Consider the following 11,002-nt stretch of genomic DNA (forward strand, 5'->3'; position numbering starts at 1 on the left):
ACACTTATATACTTATTTAAGTTAAATAAAAGCAGTACCAAATAGGCTTTTTTGCCCTTGTTTAACTAAGGTTAAGCTTAGAAGAGTTGTAATAACGAAATTATTACTTATTATTCCAATACAGAACCCCAATCGTATTAAGGACAGCTAACATGAAAAAATTTGCAATCGCTTCCGGCTTGGTACTTGCAATGGGCTTGGCAACAGGCGCTCAGGCACACCCAGAAAACGCAGGCTACTGGGACGAAACACCGAATGGCACTATCTGGAAAACGGGTACAGGTGGTTGCTGGCGTCATGGCTTCTGGAAAGAAGAAAATGCAGTAGAAGGTTGTGCTGGCTACAAAGCTCCAGCAGCTGCTCCTGCCCCAGCTCCTGCTCCAGCACCTGCTGCAGCAATGCCAACACTGGAAAAACACATCGTATACTTTGACTTCGACAGTGCAGATGCAGGCGATGTAAGTGACATCACTAGCTACATCAACTCTCTGAAGTCAGTTACTAGCGTAAACCTAGTTGGCCACGCTGACCGTATCGGTTCTAGCGCATACAATGATGCACTATCTCAGCGTCGAGTGAGCGCAGTATCTTCAGCTCTTCAGGCTGGCGGTGTAAACGGCTCCGCAATCAGCACAGGTTACATGGGTGAAAATGCTCCTGCTAAATCTTGCGATGGCCAAAGTGGCGCTAACTTGATCGATTGCCTGCGCGCTAACCGTCGCGTAGAAGTTGAGATTTCTGGCACCAAGTAAGACTCAGCTTACGACTCATAGGCAGATACCAAGGTATCTGCCTCCTTCCTATCACCTGAAATTACTCAGCTGCTAAGCACAAAAAGGCCTGAAGAATGAAAAAGCTAGCCACGACTCTGACCCTATGCGCATCTTTTGCTTTTAGCAATGCTGCTCTTGCACACCCTGGCTGTCCTGATATTGAATTCTGGGGCAAAAGCGCCGAAAACTGTGAAGAGCACCAACACGAAGAAATTACTCTTGTTGGAGCAGAAGAGAAGCATATTATCTACTTTGATTTCGACAAATCAGTTGTGGGTGATATTCAGGATATAAATGACTACATCGACAGTCTTAAACAACTGGATAAGATCACTTTGGTAGGCCATGCGGACCGACTAGGTACCAATGACTATAACCAGAGACTCTCTCAGAGACGTGTGAATGCTGTTGCGGATAAGCTCATTGACAGTGGAGTGGAAGAAGGAAAGATTTTCACTGACTATAAAGGTGAGGATATCCCTGCACAGTCTTGCGAAGGTGAACGTAGCCCTGAGCTGATCGAATGCTTGTACGCAAACCGTCGTGTTGAGATTGAAATTGTTGGAGAGAAGGTACTCCAACAAGTTGACCAACACTGAGTCAATTTCATCAAGCGGGGCTAACAATGTATCTCAAAGCTAGATCTATTTTTTTAAGCATTCTATTAGCTTGCCTTGTTATCCCAACAGTTTCTGCGGCTGAATACCAACCGCAGAAAGTTGTTTATCACATCAATTATGATGATCCTAAACGCATCTCTGCCACATTCGCCAATATGACCAATCATATCGGCGAGCTAGGTGAAGATAACATCGAGATAAAAGCGGTGGTACACGGCCCTGCCATAAAATACTTTATGGAAGCCACCGAGGATGAAGCCAAGCAAACCACTCTAGATTCCCTCAGACTGAATGACGTCCAGTTTATTATCTGTGGTAACAGCCTTGATGGCTTTAAAGTTACCAAGGAAGATCTTTATGAGGTAGAAGAGGAAGATGTTGTAAAAGCAGGCCTTCCAGAAATTGTTCATCTTCAGCAACAAGGTTATTTTTACGTCCGCCCATAATCAGGGCTCATATCTTTCAGCAAAGACTGTAAACCCTATTCAAGCAATAAAAAAGGTGGCATTAGCCACCTTTTTTATTATCTCAGAGTCAGGTTAAGCTTAACCGACCCATACCCTAGCATTACGGAACATCCGCATCCATGCACCATCCTCTGACCACTCATCTGGTGCCCAGCTATTCGTCACAGAACGGAATACGCGCTCAGGGTGCGGCATCATAATAGTCACACGACCATCAGTAGTTGTTACACCGGTAATACCCTGTGGCGAACCATTTGGGTTTCCTGGGTAGATTTCTGTCGGTTTACCGTAGTTATCCACATAGCTCAGGGCTACCGTACCAGAAGACGCAAGACCTGCCAGATGTGATTCATCTTTGAATTCGGCACGACCTTCACCATGAGCCACAGCGATAGGCATTCGTGAACCAGCCATACCCTGCAAGAAGATTGAGTCAGATTTCTGCACTTCAACCATCGCTACACGCGCCTCAAACTGCTCTGACACATTACGAACAAAGTGAGGCCACAGATCAGATCCAGGAATCAGTTCATGCAGATTGGACAGCATCTGACATCCGTTACAGATCCCCAACGCAAAAGTATCTTCACGATTGAAGAAGGACTGGAACTGATCACGTGCACGACCATTAAACAGAATAGATTTAGCCCAACCTTCACCTGCACCCAGAACATCACCGTAGGAGAAACCACCACAAGCAACCAGCCCCTTGAACTGATCAAGCTCAACACGGCCTGACAGAATATCGCTCATGTGAACATCAACAGCAGCAAAGCCTGCACGATCGAAGGCAGCGGCCATCTCAATCTGACCGTTTACACCCTGCTCACGGATAATTGCCATCTGAGGGCGCACGCCGGTCTGGATAAATGGCGCTGCCACGTCTTCATTTTGATCAAAGCTCAACTCAGCATGAAGACCCGGATCGGCTTTATCAAGAATTCGATCAAACTCCTGCTGAGCACACTCAGAATTATCACGCAGAGACTGAATCTGGTACGACGTTTCAGCCCACCAGCGTTGCAGCTGAACACGAGATTCTGAATACACTTCCTCTTCATCAAAGTGGAAGCGCAACTCATCATCCAGATTTGTAGAGCCGATAACCTGCGCGACATCACCCAAACCTGCTGCATTTAGCTCATTAAGAACCACTTCCAACTGATCGCGCTTAACCTGAATTACAGCACCCAGCTCTTCAGAGAATAGCGCTGCAGCCAACTCAGAGTTCTCACCAGCCAACATATCCAGATTAACATCAACGCCAGTTTTACCTGCAAATGCCATCTCAGCCACAGTTGCGAACAGACCACCATCAGAACGATCATGGTAAGCCAACAATAGCCCCTGCTCGTTCAACTCCTGAATCGCAGTGAAGAATGCAACCAACTGCTCAGGCTGATCCACATCAGGAACTGTCTGGCCAACTTCGTTATAAACCTGAGCCAGAGCAGACAAACCAATACGGTTCTGCCCGTTACCCAGATCCAGTAGAATCAGGTCAGTTTCACCCTGGTCTGTACGCAGCTGAGGTGTCAGCGTCTTACGCGTATCAGTAACAGGAGCGAAACCAGAGATGATCAGGGACATAGGCGCTGTAACAGACTTATCCACACCCTCATCATTCCATACCGTTCGCATAGACATAGAGTCTTTACCTACCGGAATCGTGATACCCAGCTGAGGACACAACTCCATACCAACAGCTTTAACTGTGTCATAGAGTTTTTCATCTTCACCCGGATGGCCTGCCGCACACATCCAGTTTGCAGAAAGCTTAATATCCTTGATTTCAGAGATACGGGCTGAAGCCATATTGGTAACTGTCTCACCAATCGCCATGCGACCCGAAGCAGGAGAATCAACCAGAGCCAACGGAGTACGCTCACCCATCGCCATGGCTTCACCAGCATAAGTATCATAAGCTGCAGTTGTTACAGCACAGTCTGCAACTGGGATCTGCCATGGACCAACCATCTGATCACGAGCCACTTGACCGGTAATCGAACGATCACCAATGGTGATTAGAAAGGATTTGGAAGCGACAGCTGGTAGCTTCAGTACTCGCTCAGCGGCTTCTTTAAGATCGATCTCTGCAGCATCGAACTCAGACACTTCATATGCCTTACGCTCAACAGAACGGTGCATCTTTGGTGGCTTACCAAACAGCACACTCATTGGCAGATCAACTGGCTTATTCTCGAAGTGTGTATCACCCAGAGTCAGGTGCATCTCTTCAATCGCTTCACCGACAACAGCATATGGGCAACGCTCACGCTCACAGATCGCCTCGAAACGCGGCATATCCGCAGGATCAACCGCCATCACATAACGCTCTTGCGCTTCGTTACACCAAATAGCCAAAGGCGACATGCCTGGCTCATCGTTGTTTACATTACGTAGTTCAAAATTAGCGCCGCGATTACCATCACCTACCAATTCAGGGAAAGCATTGGAAAGACCACCTGCACCTACGTCATGGATAAATGCGATTGGGTTTGCATCACCCAACTGCCAGCACTGGTCAATGACTTCCTGGCAACGACGCTCTAGCTCAGGGTTATCACGCTGTACAGATGCGAAATCAAGATCAGCTGAAGACGACCCCGAAGTCATAGACGAAGCAGCGCCACCACCCAGGCCGATCTGCATCGCAGGACCACCAAGACAGATTAGTTTAGCACCGACAGGAATCTCACCCTTTTCAACGTGCTCATCACGGATATTACCCAGGCCACCCGCGATCATGATTGGTTTGTGGTAACCACGCACCTCTTCACCCGCAGCACCATTAACTTCCTGCTCAAAAGTACGGAAGTAGCCGGTCAGTGCTGGACGACCAAATTCGTTGTTAAATGCCGCACCACCAATTGGGCCTTCGATCATGATATCCAGTGGAGTAACAATACGCTCTGGCTTGCCATATTTAGATTCCCAAGGCTGCTCAAAGCCCGGAATATTCAGGTCAGAAACAGTAAAGCCTGTTAGACCCGCTTTTGGTTTAGAACCTTTACCAGTAGCACCCTCATCACGAATCTCACCACCAGAGCCTGTTGCCGCACCCGAGTGAGGAGCGATCGCTGTTGGATGGTTGTGGGTCTCTACCTTCATCAGGATCTGAATATCTTCCTGATTGTAGCTGTACTCTTTGCCATCAGGTTTCGGGAAGAAACGGCCCGCTTTGGAACCAACCATTACTGCCGCATTGTCTTTGTATGCGGACAGTACATTCTCCCCACCCATCTCGTTGGTATTACGGATCATGGCGAACAGCGATTTCTCCTGCGCTTCACCATCGATATCCCAAGAGGCATTGAAGATCTTGTGACGGCAGTGCTCAGAGTTTGCCTGCGCAAACATCATTAGCTCTACATCGGTCGGGTTACGTTGCAACTCGATAAAACTATCTACCAGATAATCAATCTCATCTTCTGCCAGCGCCAGCCCAAGATCGGTGTTTGCAGCAACCAAAGCATCTCGACCACCCGCCAGAATATCTACTGTCGTAAGAGGCTGAGGTTGTTCTTCAACGAAGAGTTGAGCTGCGTCATCTATACTTGGCAATACAGCTTCAACCATGCGGTCAAAAAGCTCTGCTTGAATTGCATTTAATTCAGCATCGCCAAGATCAGCGGAAGTCTGAACATAATATGCAATGCCACGTTCCAGACGTTTTATTGCACTCAAGCCGCAGTTATGTGCTATATCTGTTGCCTTGGATGACCAAGGAGAAATTGTTCCCGGGCGAGGCACTACCAGAAACAGCTGACCATTAGGTTCCTGGACATCCGCTTTCGGGCCATAACGCAGAATACGCTCAAGAATTTTCTGCTGTTCATCCGATAAAGCTTGAGCCAGATCGGAAAAGTGCATAAATTCAGCGTACAACCCAGTTACAGAAGGAACTTTGGACTGAATAACAGAAAGTAGCTTTTCATGACGAAAAGCAGAAAGAGCAGGTGCTCCGCGCAGTGCCAGCATCTCTAATAGAGCCTCTTGATAGCTGCCAAGTCAGGCAGTAGTTACAGGAGAAATATAGGTAGTGAATTTTACCGAAACAGCCTGTTGGATACCAGAAAAGCAGTACTATGTTTGATATAACTCGAAAAAAAGATGCAGCATACGCCCTGGTAGTACTTCTCCTGTTCTGTATACCTGCACTTTTAAGCTGGAATAGCAAAACTCAGCTAGGGGCAATCATCGAATCCGGTACTCTGAAATTTGTTACCCGCAACTCACCCAGCACCTATTTTATCGAAAAATCTAAGCCTGCGGGGTTCGAGTATGACCTGATCAAAGCTTACACTGAACAGTTAGGGGTTAAGCTAGAACTGGTCCAACCTACCAGCTTTGGCGAAATCTTTACCACAATGGAAAAGCGCAATGGTCATATTGCAGGCGCCATGCTTACCGCAACAGCTGAACGCGAAGAAACCTTCAACTTTTCAACTCCATACCTGCATACATCAACTGCCCTTATCTACCGAACCATAAAAGGCCAAAAAGCCCCTAAAAATCTCGAAGATCTGATTAAGAAAGATAAGAAGCTGGTTATTCTGGCGAACAGTAGCCATGCAGAGCTTCTAAAAAGCATTCAAAAGGCTCACCCCAGTCTGAAATGGGAGGAAACTACGGAGCTATCGGCCGTCGAACTGTTGGAAAAGGTACACAACAAAGAGATCGATTACACTATTATCGATGCCGTTGCTTTTGATGCACAAAAGTCATTTTTTCCCGGGCTAAAAAAAGCCTTTAATCTTGACCAGCCTCAGCCACTAGCCTGGATGCTCACACCGCATAACGACAACACCTTATTGGATTCAGTCAACAGATTCCTTGAGCAGGAAAGCACTAAAAAACTAATAGAACAATTAAAGCAAAAGTATTTTCAGCGCTCCAACCCTCTAGGTTTTTACGACACAACTGTCTTCAAAAAAGATGTTCAAAATCGTTTCCCTAAAATAGAACAGTACTTCTATATGGCCGAACAGGAAACGGATATAGATTGGCAACTCCTCGCCGCCATCGCTTATCAGGAATCCCACTGGGACCCTAAAGCAGTCTCCCCTACAGGGGTGAAAGGGATCATGATGCTGACCAATGCTGCCGCCTCCGAGGTAGATGTCACAGACCGGACAGATCCTATGCAGAGCATTATTGGCGGGGCCCACTATCTTGTTTCAGTGATGAAAAAGATCCCAGAGCGCATCCCGCAGCCAGATCATACTTGGTTTGCGCTTGCAGGCTACAACGTAGGTTATGGTCATCTGGAGGATGCTAGGGTCCTGACATCCAGATCAGGCTTAAATCCAGACAAATGGGATGATGTAAAGAAACATCTGCCTCTTCTTACTCAAGAGAAATATTTCAGCACTGTACGCTATGGTTATGCCCGAGGCTATGAGCCTGTGCATTATGTCAGCAATATTCGAAAATATATCAAGTTGCTACAGTGGGAGATGCAAGTACGGCAAGCCAAAAAGCAGGACATTGAAGCAGATATGGACCCCGACCATGAAAGCTGGGACTCAACTACAGTACAGGAAGACATACTACCAACTCTGTAGGCTTTATCCTTCAGCAAGCTTTTTTGCAGCCTGCTGCTCTTTTCTTTGAGCTCTTTTTTCTGCTCTACGGCGGCTAAAAAAATTACTAATTTTTTGACTGCACTCTTCAGCCAAAACACCAGAAACCACATCTACACGATGATTCATCCACGGTTGATCAAACAGCAGCCCATTACTGTTCGCCACCCCCGCTTTCTCTTCGGAAGCGCCATACACGACACGCCGAATCCTTGCATGCACCATCGCTCCAGCACACATGGTACAGGGCTCAATAGTCACATAGAGGTCCGCATCCACAAGGCGATAGTTGCCAACTCTGGTCGCCGCATCGCGTAGCGCCATAACTTCTGCATGTGCCGTTGGATCATGACCACTGATAGGATGATTCCACCCCTCACCGATAACTTCTCCGTTAAGCACAACGACCGCTCCAACAGGTACCTCTCCAGCATTCTCAGCATGATCCGCCAGGGACAGGGCTTCGTGCATCCATAATTCATCTTGCGCTTGCAGTTCAGTCATAACATATTCTTCTAATCACAAAAAAGCCTGCTTAAAGCAGGCTTTAGATCATAGCAGTTTCGAACAGGGATTTAGATTGCTCCCCATAATTCTTGCTTTCGCATAGTTCTGATTCACTACAGTGTACAGCAAGAAGCAAACACCATCACCATCACTCTATTAGGTTCTGTTTTCTGGCTTATTCGCCATGAAATCTTCAAACTCTTGCTGGTCCTTACGCCTCTGCGCATTCGCCCTAAATTCGCCAAATGCCTCAGCCCTCTTCCGGATCTCTTCCTTGATCTCACGAATCCGGTCATGCTGAGTCTCTTGATATTCATTAAAAACGACATTGTCGTCATTATTCACTGAGCTAAAGCTGCCACCTCGAAAAATACGATTCCACTGGGACCTAACCCAACCTGGCAGTTCCTGCACAGGGTTTCCTAAAATTGACCATACCAAAATCACAAAACCTATTGGCGCAAAAATAATAAAACCTAGCACCATTGCCGTAATGTTAGCAGCACTCCAGTGACCACCACTGCAGCGGCCCTCTTCTTTATGAAAGTTATCTCGCTTGGTCTTTTCTTTACCTGAGTTATTTACTGTTTTCATGCTAATACACCTCCCGATGATAGCTGATGTTTCTTGCCTTTTATTTCCAAAACCAAATATGTAAACACTGTTCACATCTAATCTAGAGGATATAAATAAGACTTTCAAGCCCAAATAAGAAAAAAGTTAACATTGTTCACATTTGGTGATAAAAATACGGCATGAGTAATCAAAAACAGCGCTACCATCACGGCCACCTATCTGAATCCTTATTGCAGGCAGTAGATGACATTGCCTCACAATTTGGGATAGAGGCAGTCACTCTTCGCGCCTGCGCCAAAAAAGTCGGTGTTTCACCGGGGGCTGCATTTCGCCACTTCCAAGACAAAAGAGCGTTATTAACAGCTTTTGCCGCTCGCGCATTAAATCAACTGGCAGACACTTTGAATTCAACTGAAGAGGAAGCTAGAAAAACCGGGCAAGATACTTTCCATGCTGTAGGCATGGCTTATCTCTCATTCGCCATGGAAAATCCCGCGCTGTTTCGCGCAATGTGGCGAGAAGAAACAATCTACTCCAACGACTCAGACTACCTAGCCGCGGCGGGACGATTAGTTGGTTATCTGAAAGAAGGGTTTGCCGGTACGATACAAGATGAAGACCCTAACAACTTCAGTACCCATGAAATGCTGGCATGGTCGTCGGTTCATGGCATGGCCAATTTATTTGTTGACGGACCAATAGCTGCCGAAATGAAGAAAGAGCAAAAACTAGAGCTAGCAGAGTCCGTTCTAAGCGAACTAAAAAACACCTGTAACAATCAGTGATAGAGCGAATCTAATTCGCCACATGACCAATCAAAGATATCAACCAGAATTATTAGAGAAAAATGAGATCCCACAAAAAAGGCCGCTATAATTAGCGGCCTCTTCTCTTATTCCCACTCAATTGTCGCAGGTGGTTTAGAGCTCACATCGTAAGTCACACGAGATACTTTAGGGATCTCATTGATGATACGGCTAGATACAGTTTCTAGAAGCTCGTACGGCAGATGAGCCCAACGCGCTGTCATAAAGTCGATCGTCTCAACAGCACGAATCGCAATAACATACTCGTAACGACGACCATCACCCACAACACCTACAGATTTAACCGGTAGGAATACCGCAAATGCCTGACTTGTCTTATGGTACCAATCAGCCTTGTGAAGCTCTTCGATAAAGATAGCATCCGCTTCACGCAGGATATCAGCATATTCCTTCTTAACTTCGCCTAGAATACGCACACCCAAGCCCGGCCCTGGGAACGGATGACGGTATACCATGTCGTAAGGCAAGCCCAGTTCAAGACCCAACTTACGCACTTCATCTTTAAACAGTTCACGCAGTGGCTCAACCAGCTCAAACTGCATATCTTCAGGTAGACCGCCCACATTGTGGTGAGACTTAATTACATGCGCTTTACCCGTCTTAGCCGCAGCAGATTCGATAACGTCTGGGTAAATTGTACCCTGCGCCAGGAAGTTAACATCAGTCAACTTAGTCGCTTCATCATCAAATACTTCAATAAAGGTATTACCGATGATCTTACGTTTCTTCTCAGGATCGTTCTCACCTAACAAACGACCTAAGAATAGATCTTCAGCATCAGAACGAATTACTTTCACGCCCATGTTCTTAGCGAACATGTCCATTACTTGATCGCCTTCCTGCTTACGCAGAAGACCATTATCAACAAACACACAGGTCAGCTGATCGCCAATTGCCTTGTGCAGAAGCGCAGCAACAACAGATGAATCCACACCACCAGACAGACCCAGAAGCACCTTCTGATCACCTACCTGAGCACGCACTTTTTCGATCTGATCAGCAATAATGTTTGCAGAGTTCCACAGCGCTTCAGTACCACAGATCTCCACAACAAAGCGCTCCAGGATACGACCACCCTGCTTGGTGTGAGTTACTTCTGGGTGGAACTGCACCCCAAAGAACTGTTTCTCAGGATGGCACATCGCAGCGATAGGTGCCGATTCTGTAGATGCGATAACAGAGAAGCCTTCTGGCAAAGTTGTCACTTTGTCGCCATGACTCATCCATACATCAAGAGACAGGTAACCATTGTTAGCAACATGGTCTTCAATACCTTCCAACAAGCGACTTGGGCTGCTTTCCAGGCGCACCTGAGCATAACCAAATTCACGCTTATCCGAAGTCGATACTTCACCACCCAACTGCGCAGCCATGGTCTGCATTCCGTAACAGATACCCAAAACAGGCACATCCAGATTAAATACAACTTCAGGCGCGCGTGGAGAGTCACCTTCAGTAACTGATTCTGGACCACCCGCCAGGATAATTCCTTTAGGCGCAAATTCACGGATATCCTGCTCAGGCATATCCCAGGCGTGAATTTCACAGTAAACACCAATCTCACGTACACGACGCGCAATCAGCTGAGTGTACTGTGAACCAAAATCCAGAATCAGAATTCGTTGAGCGTGAATATCTTTGGTCATA

9 protein-coding genes are annotated in these 11,002 nt (G+C 46.7%); 5 read left to right on the forward strand and 4 right to left on the reverse strand.

The features are described 5' to 3' along the window. Positions 1-152 precede the first annotated feature (152 nt). The 3 genes from GY843_RS10100 to GY843_RS10110 all read left to right on the forward strand — a co-directional run bounded on the left by GY843_RS10100 (position 153) and on the right by GY843_RS10110 (position 1,839). The gene (locus GY843_RS10100) at positions 153-752 is read left to right on the forward strand and encodes an OmpA family protein (RefSeq protein ID WP_297309146.1); all 600 of its coding nucleotides are present in this window, start codon (positions 153-155) and stop codon (positions 750-752) included. Between the two features lie 95 nt (positions 753-847). Beyond that, complete coding sequence (locus tag GY843_RS10105) at positions 848-1,372, forward strand: OmpA family protein (protein ID WP_297309148.1); 525 nt, start codon at positions 848-850, stop codon at positions 1,370-1,372. Positions 1,373-1,398: 26 nt separating this feature from the next. After that, a complete protein-coding gene (locus tag GY843_RS10110) occupies positions 1,399-1,839 on the forward strand; it encodes a DsrE family protein (RefSeq protein WP_297309150.1) in 441 nt (146 codons plus the stop codon). A 99-nt stretch (positions 1,840-1,938) separates the two neighbouring features. On the opposite strand, the gene purL is transcribed toward GY843_RS10110, so the two are convergent. Beyond that, a complete protein-coding gene (gene purL / locus GY843_RS10115; protein WP_297309151.1) occupies positions 1,939-5,841 on the reverse strand; it encodes a phosphoribosylformylglycinamidine synthase in 3,903 nt (1,300 codons plus the stop codon). 107 nt (positions 5,842-5,948) lie between these two features. On the opposite strand from purL, the gene mltF reads away from it, so the two are divergent. Then, positions 5,949-7,427 carry a membrane-bound lytic murein transglycosylase MltF gene (gene mltF / locus GY843_RS10120; protein ID WP_297309153.1) on the forward strand — a complete coding sequence of 493 codons (1,479 nt, stop codon included), beginning with the start codon at positions 5,949-5,951 and terminating at the stop codon, positions 7,425-7,427. A gap of 3 nt (positions 7,428-7,430) precedes the next feature. On the opposite strand, the gene tadA is transcribed toward mltF, so the two are convergent. Continuing rightward, the gene (gene tadA / locus GY843_RS10125) at positions 7,431-7,949 is read right to left on the reverse strand and encodes a tRNA adenosine(34) deaminase TadA (protein ID WP_297309155.1); all 519 of its coding nucleotides are present in this window, start codon (positions 7,947-7,949) and stop codon (positions 7,431-7,433) included. A 159-nt stretch (positions 7,950-8,108) separates the two neighbouring features. Beyond that, positions 8,109-8,546: a DUF2852 domain-containing protein gene (locus GY843_RS10130; RefSeq protein ID WP_297309157.1), complete on the reverse strand. Its 438-nt coding sequence runs from the start codon at positions 8,544-8,546 to the stop codon at positions 8,109-8,111. A gap of 161 nt (positions 8,547-8,707) precedes the next feature. On the opposite strand from GY843_RS10130, the gene GY843_RS10135 reads away from it, so the two are divergent. After that, on the forward strand, positions 8,708-9,313 hold the full coding sequence (locus tag GY843_RS10135; RefSeq protein ID WP_297309159.1) for a TetR/AcrR family transcriptional regulator: 606 nt from the start codon (positions 8,708-8,710) through the stop codon (positions 9,311-9,313). A 107-nt stretch (positions 9,314-9,420) separates the two neighbouring features. On the opposite strand, the gene guaA is transcribed toward GY843_RS10135, so the two are convergent. Next, positions 9,421-11,001 carry a glutamine-hydrolyzing GMP synthase gene (guaA, locus tag GY843_RS10140; RefSeq protein WP_297309161.1) on the reverse strand — a complete coding sequence of 527 codons (1,581 nt, stop codon included), beginning with the start codon at positions 10,999-11,001 and terminating at the stop codon, positions 9,421-9,423. Position 11,002: the final 1 nt, after the last annotated feature.

Origin of the sequence: Neptuniibacter sp. (assembly GCF_024231755.1) — a bacterium.
Taxonomy (GTDB): Bacteria; Pseudomonadota; Gammaproteobacteria; order Pseudomonadales; family Balneatricaceae; genus Neptuniibacter.